15 protein-coding genes and 1 pseudogene are annotated in these 17,064 nt (G+C 73.2%); 10 read left to right on the top strand and 6 right to left on the bottom strand.

The window, feature by feature from the left end; genetic code table 11:
• Positions 1–49 precede the first annotated feature (49 nt).
• Positions 50–640: a TetR/AcrR family transcriptional regulator gene (locus ABZ312_RS28765; RefSeq protein WP_500327700.1), complete on the bottom strand. Its 591-nt coding sequence runs from the start codon at positions 638–640 to the stop codon at positions 50–52.
• A gap of 131 nt (positions 641–771) precedes the next feature.
• Here ABZ312_RS28765 and ABZ312_RS28760 point away from each other — a divergent pair, with 131 nt between their 5' ends.
• Positions 772–1,734 (top strand): zinc-dependent alcohol dehydrogenase family protein, encoded by a 963-nt coding sequence (locus ABZ312_RS28760; protein ID WP_500439078.1) that lies wholly within the window; start codon positions 772–774, stop codon positions 1,732–1,734.
• A 49-nt stretch (positions 1,735–1,783) separates the two neighbouring features.
• Here the strand turns inward: ABZ312_RS28760 and ABZ312_RS28755 are convergent, their stop codons facing one another.
• Positions 1,784–2,407, bottom strand: a complete 624-nt coding sequence (locus tag ABZ312_RS28755) for a TetR/AcrR family transcriptional regulator (RefSeq protein ID WP_500327628.1) — start codon at positions 2,405–2,407, stop codon at positions 1,784–1,786.
• Between the two features lie 209 nt (positions 2,408–2,616).
• Between ABZ312_RS28755 and ABZ312_RS28750 the strand changes: the two genes are divergently transcribed.
• Positions 2,617–4,053, top strand: coding sequence for an aldehyde dehydrogenase (locus ABZ312_RS28750; protein WP_500327629.1), 1,437 nt, complete (start codon positions 2,617–2,619; stop codon positions 4,051–4,053).
• A gap of 249 nt (positions 4,054–4,302) precedes the next feature.
• Positions 4,303–4,515 carry a hypothetical protein gene (locus ABZ312_RS28745; protein ID WP_500327631.1) on the top strand — a complete coding sequence of 71 codons (213 nt, stop codon included), beginning with the start codon at positions 4,303–4,305 and terminating at the stop codon, positions 4,513–4,515.
• Between the two features lie 58 nt (positions 4,516–4,573).
• Here ABZ312_RS28745 and ABZ312_RS28740 read toward each other — a convergent pair whose 3' ends face one another.
• Both ABZ312_RS28740 and ABZ312_RS28735 read right to left on the bottom strand, forming a co-directional pair.
• The gene (locus ABZ312_RS28740; RefSeq protein ID WP_500439068.1) at positions 4,574–8,380 is read right to left on the bottom strand and encodes a Kelch repeat-containing protein; all 3,807 of its coding nucleotides are present in this window, start codon (positions 8,378–8,380) and stop codon (positions 4,574–4,576) included.
• A gap of 133 nt (positions 8,381–8,513) precedes the next feature.
• Positions 8,514–9,101, bottom strand: a complete 588-nt coding sequence (locus ABZ312_RS28735) for an RNA polymerase sigma factor (RefSeq protein ID WP_500327634.1) — start codon at positions 9,099–9,101, stop codon at positions 8,514–8,516.
• A 9-nt stretch (positions 9,102–9,110) separates the two neighbouring features.
• Between ABZ312_RS28735 and ABZ312_RS28730 the strand changes: the two genes are divergently transcribed.
• Both ABZ312_RS28730 and ABZ312_RS28725 read left to right on the top strand, forming a co-directional pair.
• Complete coding sequence (locus ABZ312_RS28730; RefSeq protein WP_500359050.1) at positions 9,111–10,505, top strand: serine/threonine-protein kinase; 1,395 nt, start codon at positions 9,111–9,113, stop codon at positions 10,503–10,505.
• Positions 10,506–10,618: 113 nt separating this feature from the next.
• Positions 10,619–11,365 carry a DUF4232 domain-containing protein gene (locus ABZ312_RS28725; RefSeq protein WP_500439067.1) on the top strand — a complete coding sequence of 249 codons (747 nt, stop codon included), beginning with the start codon at positions 10,619–10,621 and terminating at the stop codon, positions 11,363–11,365.
• A 95-nt stretch (positions 11,366–11,460) separates the two neighbouring features.
• Here ABZ312_RS28725 and ABZ312_RS28720 read toward each other — a convergent pair whose 3' ends face one another.
• Positions 11,461–11,964: a TMEM175 family protein gene (locus ABZ312_RS28720; protein ID WP_500439077.1), complete on the bottom strand. Its 504-nt coding sequence runs from the start codon at positions 11,962–11,964 to the stop codon at positions 11,461–11,463.
• Positions 11,965–12,275: 311 nt separating this feature from the next.
• Between ABZ312_RS28720 and ABZ312_RS28715 the strand changes: the two genes are divergently transcribed.
• From ABZ312_RS28715 to ABZ312_RS28705, 3 genes and pseudogenes are all read left to right on the top strand, one after another.
• Positions 12,276–12,677 carry a VOC family protein gene (locus ABZ312_RS28715; RefSeq protein WP_500327639.1) on the top strand — a complete coding sequence of 134 codons (402 nt, stop codon included), beginning with the start codon at positions 12,276–12,278 and terminating at the stop codon, positions 12,675–12,677.
• A gap of 81 nt (positions 12,678–12,758) precedes the next feature.
• A complete protein-coding gene (locus ABZ312_RS28710) occupies positions 12,759–13,664 on the top strand; it encodes a LysR family transcriptional regulator (RefSeq protein WP_500439066.1) in 906 nt (301 codons plus the stop codon).
• Between the two features lie 76 nt (positions 13,665–13,740).
• Positions 13,741–14,608, top strand: a pseudogene (locus tag ABZ312_RS28705) (alpha/beta fold hydrolase).
• Between the two features lie 30 nt (positions 14,609–14,638).
• Here the strand turns inward: ABZ312_RS28705 and ABZ312_RS28700 are convergent.
• A complete protein-coding gene (locus ABZ312_RS28700; protein ID WP_500327643.1) occupies positions 14,639–15,250 on the bottom strand; it encodes a CGNR zinc finger domain-containing protein in 612 nt (203 codons plus the stop codon).
• A 164-nt stretch (positions 15,251–15,414) separates the two neighbouring features.
• Between ABZ312_RS28700 and ABZ312_RS28695 the strand changes: the two genes are divergently transcribed.
• Both ABZ312_RS28695 and ABZ312_RS28690 read left to right on the top strand, forming a co-directional pair.
• On the top strand, positions 15,415–16,275 hold the full coding sequence (locus tag ABZ312_RS28695) for a DUF427 domain-containing protein (RefSeq protein ID WP_500439065.1): 861 nt from the start codon (positions 15,415–15,417) through the stop codon (positions 16,273–16,275).
• A gap of 70 nt (positions 16,276–16,345) precedes the next feature.
• Positions 16,346–17,062 carry an SDR family oxidoreductase gene (locus tag ABZ312_RS28690; RefSeq protein WP_500327646.1) on the top strand — a complete coding sequence of 239 codons (717 nt, stop codon included), beginning with the start codon at positions 16,346–16,348 and terminating at the stop codon, positions 17,060–17,062.
• Positions 17,063–17,064 lie beyond the last annotated feature (2 nt).

Here is a 17,064-nt window from a genome sequence, read left to right as displayed (position 1 = left end):
CGGGCGCTCCGGTCCGATCACGTCGAGCGTGGACCCCGCTCGTCCCCGGTCAGCCGTCGGCCGGTGCCGCGAAGGCCAGTCGCGCCGCCGGCGGGAGCGGTGCGTGCCGGGGGCGGGCTTCGAAGGCCTGGATCACCAGCCCCGCGAAGCGTCGGGAGGCCGCGACCTGGGTGGCGGTCGATGCGGTGTGGATCCCCTTGTTGGCCATCAGGACGAGGATGAGGTCGTCCAGGACGAAGTCGGCCCGCAGGCGCCCCGCGTCCTTGGCCCGCCGGGCCAGTCCGGCGACCGCCTTCACCGTGTACTCACGTCCCCCGGCATCCGGTGTCCCGGGGAAGGCCGACAGGAAGGCTTCGGTGAAGCCCCGATCGCGTGCGTGCAGCTCACAGATCTTCTCGATCACCAGGCACAGGCCACGCCACGGATCGGGATCCGCGCACCCCTCGTCGACGATGGCCCGACATGCGTGCAGTTGGTCCGCGAAGGCCTCGGCGACCAGCATCTGCTTGGTCGGGAAACGCCGGTACAAGGTGGCAGGTCCCACCCCGGCTCGCCGCGCGATCGCCCGCATCGGCACCTCCAGGCCGCCGGCCGAGAACAGCGCTCGGGCCGCGTCGAGGATGCGGTCGCGGTTGTCCATCGCGTCGGACCGCAGCTTCTGAGGCACTTGGCCGGTCACCCGTCTCACTTTACCCAAACGGACGGGGGCGTCCGATTACCGTCCACGACGTGGAGCCCGCCCGGAGGCGGTACGAGAACAGGGAGACGACATTGAAGGCGATCGCGATCCGGACGTTCGGAGGTCCTGAGGGTCTGGCGGTAGTCGGCCTGCCGGTACCCACACCTGCTGCAGGGCAGGTGCTGGTCGACATCGAGGCGGTGGGTGTCGGTGGTGTCGACACCGTGATCCGGAGCGGGGCTCTGGCCGCCTACGGATTCACGGAGGGCTTCATCCCGGGCAGCGAGGTGGCCGGCACCGTGACCGCGGTCGGCGACGGCGTCGACGCCTCGTGGATCGGCCGGCGGGTGTGGGGCTCCACCGGCACCGGCGGCGGCTACGTCGAACAGGCCGTCGTACCGGTCGAGCAGATCCTTCCCCTGCCCGCTGGCCTGTCCGTCGTCGACGCGGTGACGCTCGGCAGTGCCGGCGCGGTGGCGCACTTCGGGCTTCGCCACGCCCATCTCGCCCCCGGGGAGACCGTCTTGGTGCGGGGCGCGTCCGGCAGCATCGGGATCATGGCCGTGCAGCTCGCGGCTCGCGGTGGTGCCTCCGCGGTGGCGGTCACGACCTCGTCGGCCGGTCGCGGCGAGCGGCTGCGCCGTCTCGGCGCGACCCACGTGCTGGACCGCTCCGGCGACGGAGGGGAAGAGGCTCCTGCGGGCTATGACGTCATCATCGACGTCGTGGCCGGCGAGGACATGCCGTCGTTCCTCGACCGGCTCAACCCGAACGGCCGCATGGTGGCCGTCGGCGCCGTCGCAGGTCAGCCGCCCGCGGACTTCGGCACCAAGCTCATGGCGGCGTTCCGGAAGTCGTTGTCCTTCGCCACCTTCAGCGCGGCCACCGTCGCCCCGGCCGACCTGCGTGCGGTGCGCGGCGAACAGCTCGCCGCGGCCGGTCGCGGCGAGATCGCAGCGGTGGTGCACGAGGTGCTGCCACTGGACGAAGCCGTTCTGGCGCACCGGAAGATGGACGCGGGCGAGGTCTTCGGCAGGATCGTGCTGACGCCGTAGTCGAAGGTCCGACGCCGGGACTGCCGTACGTCCAGGCGACGGCACGAGGTCAACGGCCCTCGGGCGGCGGGCCGGCGCCGAACGCGGCGACGGCGTCGAAGAAGTGGAGCGCCTGGTCGACGAAGTCCTCGCGGGAGAAGGCGAGGCCGCCGTCCACCCAGTTGAGCAGGATCTGGTTGACCCCGCCGACCACGGCCATGGCCATCGCGGTCACGTCGGTGCCCGGGGCGGCCCAGTCCTCGCGGAGCAGGGACTCCACCAGCGAGGCGAGCCGGCGCAGGCCGCGGCGTCGTTCGGCGGCGGCGAGCGGTCCGCCGGCGAGTGACTCGACCAGCTTGATCCGGCCCTTGCGCGGGTCGTCGACCACGCCGCCGGCCAGGACGTCGAGCATGCCGCGTGCCCGGTCGCGGCGCGTACCGCCCGTGGCGAGGGCCGCCCGGCACCTCGCGGCCTCGTCCTGCTGGATCTCCTCGAGGATCGCGGCGAGCAGTTCGTCGAGGGAGGCGAAGCTCTCCGTGAAGTAGCGGTCGGGCAGGTGGCAGTGGCGGAGCACCGCGCGCATCGAGGTCCCGCCGTAGCCCTGGGTGGAGAACAGCTCGATGGCCGCGTCCATGATGCGGCGGCGCCGCGCCGCGACGCGCTCCTCGGCGGTCATGCCGCCGTACTTCCTCATACGGTCACCCCGATCGACATCTGAGGGCAGATGCCATCAGATAGTAGTATTCTCGGCCATCAGTCGCGAAAAGAACGCTTCCCACGCGGTGGAAGCCACCACCGGCCGCCCGACGGCCGGCTGGACGGACGCACGCCGGCTTCCCGCCGCGCCGAATCATCCGAAGCCGGGTGAACACGGCCCGGCCGCAGCCGGAAGAAGTACCCATCATGGATGTGAAACGCCTGTTCATCGGGGGGCAGTGGACGACACCAGCCGGTAGCCGGACCATCACCGCCGCGTCCGCCAGCACCGGCGTGTACCTGGGCTCGGTGCCCGAGGCCCTGGACGCGGACGTGGACGACGCCGTGCGGGCGGCCCGTGCCGCCTTCGACGCCCCCGGCGGATGGCCCCGGTGGGAGCCCGAGCGCCGCGCTTCGGTCATGCTGCGGCTCGCCGATGCGCTCGAGGCCCGGAGCCGCCTGACGGCGAGCACGGTCAGCGCGCAGAACGGCATGCCGATCTCCACGGCCGAGCCCTTCGAGGGGACGGTCCCGGCCGCCCTGCTGCGCTACTACGCGGGCCTCGTCACCGGGGCGCCCCTCGAGGAACGCCGCGCCGGGCTGCCCGGCGGCAGCACCCTGGTCCGCAGGGAACCCGTGGGGGTGGTCGCCGCGATCATGACCTGGAACTTCCCGCAGACCATCGCCTTCTTCAAGATCGCGCCCGCGCTGGCCGCCGGCTGCACCCTGGTGCTCAAGCCGGCGCCGGAGACCGTGCTCGACTCGATGGTCCTGGCGGACGCGATCGAGGAGGCGGGCCTCCCCGACGGGGTCGTCAACATCGTGCCCGGCGGTCCCGGCGCGGGCGCGTACCTGGTCTCCCACCCCGGGGTCGACAAGGTGTCGTTCACGGGGTCGACGGCGGCGGGACGGCAGGTCGCGGTCGCGTGCGCGTCGCTGATGCGCCCGGTGACGCTGGAACTGGGCGGCAAGTCCGCCGCGGTCGTCCTCGACGACGCCGACCTGGGCTCGCTGACCGAGCCGTTCTTCATGGCCGGCCTGCTGAACAACGGCCAGACCTGCTTCGCCAGTACGAGGATCCTGGCCCCCGCCGACCGCTACGGCGAGGTGGTCGAGTTCTGCACGGCGATGGCGGGCGGTGCCGTCCTGGGCGACGCCCTGGACCGCACCACGCAGATCGGCCCGCTCGTCAGCGCCGGACAGCGCGACCGCGTGGAGGGCTACATCGCCAGGGGACTGCGCGAGGGCGCCCGGCTGACGACGGGCGGCGGGCGGCCGGCCGATCTCGACCGGGGCTGGTTCGTCCAGCCGACCGTCTTCGCCGACGTCGACAACGCCTCGGTCATCGCCCAGGAGGAGATCTTCGGGCCGGTCCTGTCGATCACGCCGTACGACGGCGAGGACGAGGCCGTCGGACTCGCCAACGACTCCGCGTACGGCCTCGCGGGCACGGTCTGGACCGCCGATCCCGAGCACGGCACGCGCGTCGCCCGGCGGATCCGCAGCGGCACGGTGGGGATCAACGGTTACGTGCCCGACCTCGCCTCCCCGTACGGGGGCGTGAAGGCCAGCGGCCTCGGCCGGGAGTTGGGCCCGGAGGGGCTCCAGGCGTACCAGGAGTTGCACTCCGTCTACCAGGCGTGATGCCCGCGCCATGGCGCGGTGGACCTCAAAGGTCCGACGCTCGTCACCTCCTTGACAGGTGACGATCGCCTGTGCGAACGTCGGCAGCAGCCGCGGTGGTGCCCGACTCCGCCGATCCCCCACCGGAGGGTTCCGTGAAAGTGCTCAGCGTCATGAAAGTGGCCACGGTGGCCGTGGCCGTCGTCACCATCGCCTGCGGGTGTTTCCTCCAGGTCTTCTGAGGACGACACCGCGAGAGAGAGGACCGGCATGCCGAACACGCAGAAGGCCGTCAAGGTCGTCAAGGTCGTGAAGGTGGCCAAGGCCGCTGACACCGGCGCGGTGACGCGCCAGGCCCGCTTCGGCGCCCTGCCCGAACGCGTCCGGCCCGAGGACACCACCGAGGTGGTGCCCATCGTGGAGCGGTACCCGTCGCAGGACCACTACGACCACGAGAAGTGGCTCACCTGCAGGTGGGTCTAGCAGCAGGCGCCGCGCCCCCGGACGGACTCCGGTCCGCCCGGGGGCGCGGCGATGGGGCCTATGGGGTGCGCCCCTTCGTGACGTGCAGGGACACCGGGACCGGCGGGAGCCAGTACGGTGTGTCGCTCCGCATCACCAGGGACGCCGCCCGGTCCGCCGGCCCGCGGATCCCGCGGGCGTCCGCCGTGACCGTGAACGTCGCCCGCTCGCCGGGCCGCAGGGTCAGACGGACCGGGCTCTCCGACAGCCAGCCCACGTCCGTCTCGGTCCCGTCCCAGCCCGGCAGTTCCTCCACGGTGGCCACCGGCACGGGGAAGCGGCTCTGGTCGCTGCCGCCCACCCGGTACATGCCGGGGGCGCCGCCGCCTCGGTACACGGCGGTCGTGGTGCGGGGCAGCGCGGACCAGGTGTCGCCGCCGGGGTCGTAGGCGTAGCCCTCCGGGGTCAGGACCCTGTTGACGCCGACCCGCTTGAAGCCTCCGGACACCAGGAGCCGCCCGTCGGCGGCTGCGTAGGCGGCGGTGGCCAGGCCCACGGGCATGTCCGCGCGGGGCTGCCAGGCGTCGGAGGCAGGGTCGTAGACGTACGCCGCGGCCGTCTCCACGTACTCGTGGGTGCCGCCAGCGCAGTAGAGCTTGCCGCTGATGGCGCCGCACGAGGCCCAGCTGATCGACTGCGGGTAGTCCGCGGCCCTGGCCCACCTGCCGGAGGCCGGGTCGAAGACGGACACGGTGTTCGCGCACTCGGTGTTGGTGCATCCGCCGACGACGTACAGCCGCCCGTCGAGGACGGCGCCCGCCGCGCCGTAGTGGCCCTGGGGAACGGCCGGGCCCTGCGCCCAGGTGTTCCGCGCCGTGTCGTAGACCTGCAGGGTGCTGCTGACCGTCTCCTGCGGGCCCCAGCCGCCGACCGCGTAGAGGCGGCCGTCGATGATCCCGTGGGCGGTGGCCTGCCGGGGCTCGGGCGCGGTGGCGCCGCGGGTCCAGGTGCCCGCCGACGGGTCGTAGACGTACAGGTCGGCGGTGGGCGTGGAGCCGTCGGAGCCGAGGGCGGAGTAGAGCCTGCCGCCGTAGGTCTCCACCGCGTTGTCCATCACCGGGACGGGGAGGTCCGGCAGGGTGCGCCAGGCCGTGGCCGGGGGTCCGGAGTCCGCGCCGGTGCCGGTGCGTTCGCCGATGCGGAGCGTGGCGGGGGCGGTGCCGGTGTTGCGCACGGTCACCTTCCGGGCCGCCTTGCCACCGGGTGCGGTGGTGGTGTCGATCCGGGTGGTGCCGACCGACAGCCGCCCCGCCGCGAGGGAGAAGGAGGCCTTGACCGCCCGGTCCGGCCGGACGGTCACGGTACGGGACGCCGTCCGGTACGCGGGCTTGGCGACGGTGACGGCGCGGCTGCCGCCACCGGGGACGAACAGCCGGTAGAGGCCGTCACCGGTGCGCGGGTCGCCGGTGGTGGCGGTGGTCGGCGCCGAGGGGCCGTGGACCCCGCCACGCACCACCGCGCCGACGAGTCCCCGTCCGGTGTTGGCGTCGGTGACCGTGCCGGTGACCACTCCCCCGCGGACGGGGGTGAGGATCCGCCGGCTGACCGTCACGTCGTCGACGGCCCAGAGCATGCCGGGCCCGGTGAAGTGGAAGCGCAGCCGCACCGCGCGCTCGCCGGCGTAGGCGGTCAGCGGGACGTCGACGCGGCCGCTGCTCCACAGCTGGTCCTGGTGCCACACCGTCGTCCAGGTCCTGCCGCCGTCGTCGCTGACGTCGACGTCACCGCTCTGTTCCGCGGAACCCTGGTAGTCGGTGGCGAAGGCCAGCGCGGGATCGCCGGTGCCGCTGAAGTCGTACGCGGGGCTGATCAGCTGGGTGTCCAGTGCGGTGTCCCAGCCGGCGTGGTCGTTGTCCGCGACGGCGAAGGCCCCGGAGCCGCCCGTGGTGTTGCCGCGGCCGCCCGGATCGTCGAACGCCCAGCCGTGGGCCGTGCCGGGCGCGTCGGCGACGCTCCAGCCCCCGGGTGCCCCGGCCGTGGAGTCGAAGCGCTGCGTGTCGAGGGTGCGCACCGTCAGACGGTAGGCGGGGTTGCCGGTCGCCCAGGTGTCCGCGGGCAGCGCCAGGCGCAGGCCGCGGTCGGCGGAGCCCACCGTCACCTGCCGTACCAGGGACCGGTAGTGGGAGTCGTCGCTGACGACCCGGAGGGTGTAGGTGTGGTTCCCGGGGAGGTCGAGACGGTACGCGCCGGTGGAGGCGTCGGACCAGACCGGGGCACCCGGGACGCCGTCCACGGTGATCTTCGCATGGAGCGGCCAGCCGTGCCCGGACCCGTCGGTGACGGTGCCCGTCACCCGGTGGGTCGGCAATTTGCGCAGGCCGACGTCCCGGAGCAGCGCTGTGCCGTCGGTGACGTCCACGGCCGCGGGCTGTCCGGGCGCGTAGCCGTAGGCCTCGACCCGGACGTCGTGCCGGCCGGCGGGCAGCGGCAGGCGGTAGCGGCCGCGGGCGTCGGTGGTGGCGCGGAAGATGCCCGCGGTCACCACCGCCGCGGGCACGGGCGCGTCACTGCGCCGGTCGGTGACCGTGCCGGTCACGGTGCCGTGCGGCCCCATCCGGAAGGCCCCCGTGCCGTCGGGGGTGCCCAGGCCGGTGGGCCCGTCGTAGCCGGGGCCCGCGGTGCACAGGTACGCCGGGGAACACCGGCCGTTGGCGCCGGAGGTGACGTCGTGCAGTCCGGCGCCGCCGGAGGCGTACGGGTAGGTGTTGGGGTAGGTCCCGGCGACCGGGGCGTCGGCGGTGGCGTAGACGCCGGCGATGATCGGCGCGGAGGCGCTGGTGCCGCCCGCCACGCCCCAGCCGCCGCCGCTGTAGCTGTCGTAGACGGCGACACCGGTGGCCGGGTCGGCCACGGCCGAGACGTCGGCGACCGTGCGCCCCGGGCAGCCGGTGTCCTTCTGGAAGGCGGGCTTGGCCTCGTAGCGGGAGCAACCGGAGCCGGTTCCGGCCCCGTCGTGGCTCCACACCGACTCCGACCAGCCGCGCGGGGCGCCGGCGTCCCGGGTGAGGGTGGTGCCGCCGACCGCGGTCACGTGGGGGGACGCGGCCGGGTAGGCGACGCCGTAGCGGGAGTCCCCGGACGAGGCGACGACGGCGACACCGGGGTGGTCGTAGTGGACGTCGGCTGCGGACTCACCCGGGTCCTCGGGGAAGAACGCGTAGTTGGAGCCGTAGGAGTTGGAGACGTACCCCGCGCCGAGCGCCACGGCCTGGTCGACGGCGGCACCGAGGTCGTCGATGCCGGCGGAGTCGGCTTCGACGAGCAGGATCCGGGCGTTCGGGGCGACGGCGGAGACCATGTCCAGGTCGAGGGAGATCTCCCCGGCCCAGCCGGGGTCGGGGTCCGGGTAGTGGGTGCCCCCGCGCTGGTCGACCTTGGTGAAGCAGCCGTCGGCGCTGGTGCAGGCGGGCAGCCCGTACTGCGCCCGGTAGAGGGCGAGGTCGGCCTCGGCGTTCGGGTTGTCGAAGGCGTCGACGACGGCGATGGTCCGCCCCGCCCCGCCGTCGGCGGGCAGGCCGTAGGCGCTGCGCAGGTCGGCGGGCCCGAAGCCCTCCGGGTCCTGCCCGGCCGCCCGCGCGCCCTTGCGCGCGGGAACGTCGGTGCGGCGCAGTCCGAAGCAGGTGAACTCGTGCGGCTTGGGCGTACCGCAGAGCGGCTCGACGTGACCCCCCGGCGGCTGCGCGGACGCGGGCGGCGCCGTGGTCCGCCCGCCCTCTGCGGCCAGGGCCTGGGCGGGGACGCCGAGCGCGGCAAGGACGGCGGCGCTCAGCAGCCCGGCGCCGAGGGACAGCCGTCTGCGCCGGTGGGGCGGACGGCTCGGGAACATGGACAAATCGCAACTCCTGTCGGCATCCTCGGGCGGCGGCACACACCGCCCCCGGATGGGTGAGTTGCGCGAAGTCCGGCGGAAGTTCCGGGTCCGGCGGGGGAATTTCCCGCGAACCGCGGTCGCGGACGTCTCAGGCCGTGTCCACCAGCCACTGCCGGACCTGTCTGCGCGCCTTGTGCAGCCGCGACTTGACCGTCCCGAGCGGGATGCCGAGGCGCTCCTCGATCTCGCGGTACTCCATCTGGCAGATGTCGCGGTACACCAGCGGCGCGACCAGTTCGGGGCCGGTGGCCTCCAGCCGCTCGAGGGCGTCCAGCAGGTCGAGCCGGGTCCCGGCGACCACGCTGGTCCTGCGCGGGTCGGGCGTGTCGGCCTCGGCGGCGGAGAGCGGCTGCTCGGCGCGGCGCCGTTTGAGTTCGCGGTACTTCTGGCGGGAGCAGTTGGCGACGACCGTGTACAGCCAGGTGTGGAAGAGGCTGCGCCCCTCGAAGGAGCCGATGCTGCGGGCGACTTGGAACAGCACGTCCTGGGCGGCCTCCTCGGCGTCCTCCCGGTGGGGCAGGAAGCGCCCGCAGCGGCGCATGACCTCGGGCCGGATCCGCGCGAGGAGCAGTTCCAGGGCCGCGGCGTCCCCGGCCGCCGCCCGCGCGGCGAGCTCCTCCGTCTCCTGGGCGGGCGTCACAGGGGTCCTCCTCGGTCCTTCTCGGGGTCGGTGCATGATAGGCACATGCCCCCACCTCAGCAGATCGGCCGCTACCGGCTGGTGCGACCTGTCGGTTCGGGGGCGTTCGCGATGGTGTGGCTGGCCCATGACGACTCGCTCGACGCGCCCGTCGCCGTCAAGGTGATGGCCGAGAACTGGGCGTACCGCCTGGACCTGCGCGAGCGCTTCCTCTCCGAGGCCCGGCTGTTGCGCAAGGCCGCGTCCAGCCGGCTGGTGCAGGTCTTCGACATCGGGGAACTGCCCGACGAGCGGCCGTACTTCGTGATGGAGTACGCCGACGGGGGCACCCTGGACGACCTCCTCGGCCAGGGACGGCCGGCCCTGGCCGAGGCGCTGCGGCTCACGGCGGAGGCCGCCCGCGGTGTCGCGGCGCTGCACGAGGCGGGCGTCGTGCACCGCGACATCAAGCCGTCCAATGTGCTGATCACCGGGGCGCGGGAGGGTCAGGAGCGGGTGCTCGTGGCCGACCTCGGCCTGGCGAAGGCGCTCGCCCAGGCCTCCGGTCTGACGATGGCCGCCGGTTCGGCCGGTTACATGGCGCCCGAACAGGCCCGCCCGGACGGGGGCATCGACGTGCGCGCCGATGTGTACGGCCTGGGGGCCCTGCTGTACCACCTGGTCACGGGCTCGGTGCCCGGCCCCGCGGGCAAGGTCGTACGGCCCGGCCGATTGCGCCCGGACGTCCCGGCGGCCGTGGAGCGGGCGGTGCTGCGCGCCCTGGAGCCGGACCGGCGCAAGCGCTGGCCCAGCGCGTCGCGCTTCGCCGACGAACTGGAGGCGCTGGCCGCCCGGTCCGCCGGCCACGAGGAAGGACGGCCGCGCCGGCGGTGTGGGCGGACCCTGGTGATCGCCCTGTGCGCCGCGGCGCTCGCGGCCGCCGGCGCGGGTCTCGCCGCCTCGCGTTCCGGGGCGCCGCAGAAAGTGCCGCCGACGGCGGTCAGCGACGCCACCGGCCGGATCCGGGTGGAGGTCCCCGCGGGCTGGGGCCGCGAACTCGTCCGCGGCGGCTGGAGCCCCGGGGTGCTGGGCCTTCCCGATACCCATGAGCCGGCCCTCCTGGTCGCCGGCGACGTGAGGAGCTGGCAGGACCTGGGCTCCGGCGTCGACGGCGTGTTCGTCGGGCTGAGCGAGCGGGGCGACCTCACCGCCCGGGTGGATGCCATCCGGCACGGCGGCTGCCGCTACCGGGGCAGCCGCGGCTACGGGACCGAAGGGTCGCCGGGATGGAGCGGGCGGGTCCGTCACTGGACCGGCTGCGGCGCGGAGGGCGGCTCGATCGACGAGATCAGCCTCACCCGGGCGGGTGCCGCGCAGCCCCAGGTGTACGTGCAGATCCGGCAGGACGGCGGCCCCGACCTGACCGACGATGTCCTCGGCGGTCTGCGGATCACCGGTTGAGCGGTGCCACGGATCGGCGAGAACTTCCGCCGCCCGCGGTGCATCTCACCAGGAGTACAGGATGCGGACCGGCACAGGACACCCGGCGGCGCCCTGCCGAGGAGGAAAGAGACATGCACGTGGCCCAGCACGAGGCAAGGCCCATCGAGCGGCTCGACCGGAGGGCGACGCCGTCCGGCCGACGCACCGGCCGTGGCAGAGTCGTCCCGCTGCTCGCGGGCGGGCTCGTCCTGGCGGCCCTGACCGGCTGTGGGAGCGGCGGGAACGGCACCGCGAGCGCCCCGCACACCCTCCCCGGCTCGGCGGGTCCGGCGAGCGGGGACCTGACGAGCAGTGAGCCGCCGACCTCCGCCACGCCCTCCGAGGACACCGACGGCTCCGCCCCCGCGGCGCACCACCCGCCGTCCCCCACCGCCTCCACGCCCCCGCAGGCCGGCGGGCGCTGCCACACCTCGGACCTCAGCGCGTCGATCGGCCGCAACGACCCCGGCGCGGGCCAGGAGAACTTCCCGGTCGTCCTCACCAACCGCTCGGCTCGCACCTGCACGGTCTACGGCTTCCCGGGCCTCGCCTTCGTCAACGCCGCCGGGGAACAGGTGACCGTGGACCCGGAACGCGCCACGGGTCAGCCGGCACGGCGGGTCTCGCTCGCACCGGGAGCCAGTGCCTGGTCGGCGATGTCCTTCTCCAACCCGTCCATCACGGGCGTGACCACGGTGACCCCGGCGGCCGTGCTCATCACCCCGCCGGACGAGACGGCGTCCCTGAAGGTGCCGTGGACCGGCGGCAAGGTCTCCAACACCGGCAAGGCGTCCGTGCCCCGCCTGGGGCCCTTCCAGCCGGGCAGTGGACCTGCGTGACGGGGGCGGCACGGCTCATCGCCGCCGGGCGGCCCCGAAGAGCCGGCCGAGGGGACCTTCGTGGAGGCCCTCGCTGGTGAGGCCGTGGTGGACGATCACCACGGCGATGCACACCCCCCCACGGGGGCGATGAACCGGCCGCCGATGCCGCAGACCACGTACAGGACGAGGCCGGTCAGCGGCCGGGTCCGCTGCGAGCGGAGGTAGCGGGGCGACACACCGGGCTCGAGCAGTTCCGGGTGGTCGCACAGATAGCCGAACACCCCCCACCACGGCGCCGACATGACGGCCGCGACCAGCGCGTACAGGACGACCGCGACGCGCTGGTCGTGAGGGTTCCCCGCATCGCCGAACGCGTCACCGAGGACCGCGGTGGGGAACGGCACGATGACGGCGCTGAACAGGATGGCGAGGTTGATCCACAGCAGGCCGACGTCCATCCGGCGGATCAGACGGAAGAGCCCGTGGTGGTTGAGCCAGATGACGCCGACGCAGACGAACGAGACGAGGAACGCCACGTACGCCGGCCACTTGCCGGCGAGCCCCGGCACGAGTTCGCCGGGCCCGTGGTCCGGATCGTAGAGGTCGAGGACGAGCAGCGTGATTCACGATGGCGAAGACGGCGTCGCTGAAGCCCTCGACCCGGCTGGTGTCCGCCAGGCGCATACCGTCGCCGGCGGCCGGACCTGACGGAACATCACGATCCGGGGGATTTGCCATGATGTGATCCTAGGCGCCGGCGTACGGCGGCGACGGAGGCCACACAGCATGTCGGTCGCGGGGGCGCCGGCGCGGGATTCTCGCTTTCTTCAATGGTCATTCGAGCTGCGCATGCCCCATCGGTGGCGATGTGCCGCAGCGCTGATCAAAGATGGACCGATGGACTACAGCTTCGAGGTCGTCAGTGCCGGTGAGCGAAGTCGACCGGTCATCGGTGTTTTACACGGAGCGCGCAGGCTTCACCCTCGACGTCGACTACGCACCCGGCGACGACTTCCGTGTCGTACAGCTGACACCGCCGCGATCGGCGTGCTCGGTGCAGATCGGGACCGGTCCCACCGATGCCGTCCCGGGGTCGCTGCGCGACCTCCACCTGGTCGTCGGTGACGTCGAGCGGGCCCGCCGGGATCTCGCCGAGCGGGGCGTGGCGGTCGGCGAGGTCCGGCACAAGTGGCCCCGCGACGGGTGGAAGGGCGGTTTCCGGCCCGGGCCGGACCCCGAACGCCGTGACTACGCCAGTTTCGTCGACTTCGCCGACCCGGACGGCAACACCTGGCTGGTGCAGGAGCGCGGTTTCCACCGGACGGAGTGAAGCCGGCGCGCACCCGCCGCAGGGAGAGCCGGGAGATTTTCGGCTTATGGAAGTTTCGAACAGTTCGGATAGATTTTAGACATGGCGACACTGCGGGCGCTGGAGTGCCTGGTGGCCCTGGTCGACGAGGGTTCGGTCACCCGGGCCGCGGCCTCCCTGCACATGTCCCAGCCGGCGCTCTCCCACCAGATCGCGGCGCTGGAGCGGGAACTGGGCACGTTCGTGGTCGAGCGGCTGGCCCGCGGTGTGCGGGTGACGGCGGCCGGCCGTGCCGCGGCCGAGGAGGCCCGGATCGCACTGGCGGCCGCGACCCGGGCCGTCCGGATCGGACGGCAGGTCGGCGCGGGCAGCGGCGGGCGGCTGCGGATCGCCTGCGCGGAGACCATGACCGCGTGGCTCCTCGTACCGGTACTGCGCCGCTGGCGCTCGCGCCGGCCCGAGGTCCGACTGGAACTGGCGGAGTTCAGCAGCGCCGACCGCATGGTGGAGCACCTGATGAACGGCGCCACCGACCTGGTGGTGGGACCGGAACCCACCACGACGACGGCCCACGCGGAGGTGCTGGGGCGGGAGGAGATGGTGGTGGTCACCTTCCCCGGTCATCCCTTCGCCTCGCGGGCGTCGGTCGCGGTCAAGGAGCTCACCGACGAGCCCTTCGTCCACTACGACCCGGACAACGGGATGGCGGTCTGGGTGGACCGGTTCGTCACCTCGCACCAGGTGACCCTGAGTCCCGTGCTGCGCACGCGCAGTCCGCGCACCGCCGCCCAGCTCGCGGGAGCGGGCATGGGGGTGAGCCTGGTGCCGGTGTCGGCCCTGGCCGGCCGGCCCGCGGCGGTGGTCCGGCGGCTGGAGCCCCGCGTCCACCGCGACATCGTGGCCCTCACGATGACGCCCTCGGACGCCCTGGTCCGGCGGTTCATCGCCGACCTGCACAGCCGGGGGCTCCCGAAGGTGGACACCGCCGCCGCGCTCCCGACCGCCTAGCCGCACCCGGCCCCGCCGTCGTCATCGGTGCCCGCCCCCACAACAGCAACCGATCACAGCGCCCAGGAGGTCGAAGATGACCCGCACCGTCCACTACCGCACCACCGGGGTCAACGGCCTGGAGGTCTTCCACCGGGAGGCCGGTGACCCCGGGGCACCCGTCCTGGTGCTGCTCCACGGGTTCCCGACGAGCTCGCACATGTTCCGGAACCGGATCCCCGCCCTCGCCGACCGCCACCGCGTGATCGCCCCCGACCACATCGGCTTCGGCCAGTCGGCCATGCCGGCGGCGACGGACTTCCCGTACACCTTCGACGCCTCACCGAGGTCGCCTCCGGGCTGCTGAACAGCTCGGCGTGGACCGCTTCGCCGTGTACGTCCAGGACTACGGCGCCCCCATCGGATGGCGACTGGCGCTGGCGGACCCGCGGCGGATCACCGCGATCGTCATCCAGAGCGGCAACGCGTACACGGAGGGGTTCGTCATGCCCTTCTGGGACGGGCTGTTCGCCTACGCCAAGGACCCGAACCCCGAGACGGAGGCGCCGGTGCGCGGCGTGCTGACCCTGGAGGCCACCCGCTGGCAGTACCTGAACGGGGTGGCCGACCCCAGCCTGGTCAGTCCCGACAACTGGGTCCACGACCAGGCGCTCCTGGACCGGCCGGGCAACGCCGAGATCCAGCTCAGCGTGTTCCGCGACTACCCGCGCAACGTCGACATGTACCCGGCGGTCCACCAGTACTTCAGGGACTCCCACGTCCCGCTGCTGGCCGTGTGGGGCGAGCGCGACGAGATCTTCGGGCCCGACGGTGCCCGCGCCTACCGGCACGACCTGCCGGACACCGAGGTGCACCTGGTGGAGTCCGGGCACTTCGCGCTCGAGAGCCATCTGGAGCCCATCGCGGAGTACATCCGTGGCTTCCTGGGCCGGGTCCCGGTCTGAGCGGCGGGTCACCGGCCCGGGCCGGGCAGCTCATCCGGCCGGGGAGGCGCGGCCGGAACGGTTGCGTTCGTAGTGGCGTGCGACGCGGGTCCGGTTGCCGCAGACGTTGCTCGCGCACCACTTGCGGCGCCTGTTCCCCGCCAGGAACAGCATCGAGCACTCCGGGTTGGCGCAGCGGCGCAGGAGCCGCAGCCGGTCGGGGCTGCCCAGCAGCGCCACGGCCTCGGCCGCGATCACCGCGAGGGCGGCGTTGCCGCCGTACTCGGTGTGCCGCCTGGCGGTCTCCCGGAGTCCTTCTCCGGTGACGACGAGCCGGGGGCTGACGGGCACGGAGGAGGCCGCGGCGTTGATGTCCTCCACCGCGGCGGGATCCACGGGCCGGCCCTCCAGATGCGCGTCGAACGCCTCCCGGACGGCCGCACGGAGCCTGCGGGTCGCCACCGGATCGGGGGCGGGGCCCGGCGGGAGCCTCCTCGCCTGGATCCCCCACCAGGCGGCGGCCGCGGCAGGAGTCCCGATCAGGTCCTCGGCCGGCTCGCGGGCGGTCTTCACCGTGTCCGCGAGGTCCAGTGCGACCAGGGGCTCCCCGCCCATGGGGAAACCCGCGGCCTGCAGCTCCTCGAGCCCGACACGAACGCTCACAGAGGAAAGATATGCATTAGGGCACCGGGAATCCAGCCGATCCCGGACCGTCGAATTACGACGTGATCGCCTCCAAAAGACGAATCCTTGATCGCTTGTTCCACGTCACTAACGGTTCTAGCGTCGAAGTATCCATTACGACGGCCGACGAGGAAGGAAAAGCCATGGGACTGTCCTGGCAGCAGGGGCCGCTCTCCACCACCCGGATCGGACACTTCCTGGTGCCCGATCCGCTCCCCGAGCGCATGCTCTTCGCCGAGCGCCTTCGACGCCGCATGCGGGTCCGGTTCGCGGGCGAGTGGATCGCCGATAGCGAGGACGTGGTGCTGCTCCACGAGCCGGGCCGCTATCCGGTCGCGTACTTCCCGCGCTCCGACGTCCTGCCCGAGGCGCTGGTGGCCGGAAACCACGTCACGCGGCACAAGGACCTGGGGGACACCGCCTGGTTCGCGGTACGCGCCGGCGAGCGGACGGCCGAGCGCGCCGCCTGGGAACTGGTCGCGCTCCCTGAGCACGCGGGCGACCTCAAGGGGCGGATCGCCTTCGCCTGGCGGGCGATGGACGCCTTCTACGAGGAGGACGACCGCATCCTCGGTCACGCCGCGGACGCATACCACCGCATCGACATCCGCACCACCTCCCGCACGCTGGAGGTCCGCTCCGATGGCCGTGTGGTGGCCCGGTCCGGGCATCCCGTGGTGCTCTACGAGTCGGGTTTCGCGCCCCGGTGGTACGTGCCGCGCGCGGACGTCGACGAGAGCGCGCTGACGCCCGCCGAGGACCGGACCTTCTGCCCCTACAAGGGGATCGCCGCCTACTACGACATCGGCGGTGCCAGGAAGGCGGCGTGGTCGTACCGCGACGCCTACCCCGAGGTCGGCCGCATCGACGACCTGGTCTCCTTCGAGCCGGACAAGGTCGAGGTCACCCTCGACGGCAAGCGGCTGGAGCCGGAGCCGGGCCAGCAGGTGATCCCGCACGGCGTGGACCGCGGCCTGGACGCCGACGAGGTCCGCGGCCGTTAGGCACGGCGCCCGGCACGGTCGCCTGCACACCGGGGCCCCCCACACGCGACGAGATCAAGGAGAGAGTGCCATGTCATCTTCCCTGCAGGACCGGACCGTCCTGGTGGTGGGCCGCGGCAGCGGCATCGCCCGGGCGGTCGCCGACGCCGCGCTCGCCGAGGGCGCGCACGTCGTCGCCGCCGGGCGGACGCCGGGTGACCTCGAGGACGCCTACAAGGGCACGGACGTCACCGTACGGCGGGTCGACCTCACCGACGAGGGCACGATCGCCGCACTCGCCGAGGACCTCGGCCGCGTCGACCACGTGGTCTCCACGGCGTCCGCCCGGGCCCGGGGGAAGGTGAGCGAACTGACCCCCGAGGCGATCGTCCTGTCCTTCCACACCAAGGTGGTCGGGCCGATCATGCTGGCCAAGCACTTCGCCCCGCGTATGCCCGAGGACGGGTCCTTCGTCCTGTTCTCGGGTGTCGCGGCCCTCGAACCCGACCCGGGCTTCCTCGGGGTCGCCGCCACCAACGGCTCGGTCAACACCGTCACCCGGTCGCTGGCCGTCGAGCTCGCCCCGATCCGCGTCAACGCCGTGTCCCCCGGCACCATCGACACCGGCGCCTGGGACGGACTCGGCGACGAGAGGAAGTCCGAGCTCTTCGCCCGCCTGTCCCGCAGCAACCCCGCCCGGCGGATCGGCACGCCGCAGGACGTCGCCCAGGCCGTGGTGTTCGCGATGACCAACACCTTCATGACCGGGGTCTCCCTCGCGGTCGACGGAGGCCAGCCGCTGGTGTGACC

Source organism: Streptomyces sp. NPDC006207 (genome assembly GCF_040613835.1).
In the GTDB taxonomy this organism is placed as follows: Bacteria; Actinomycetota; Actinomycetes; order Streptomycetales; family Streptomycetaceae; genus Actinacidiphila.
This window is presented reverse-complemented; position numbering and strand designations above follow the sequence as displayed.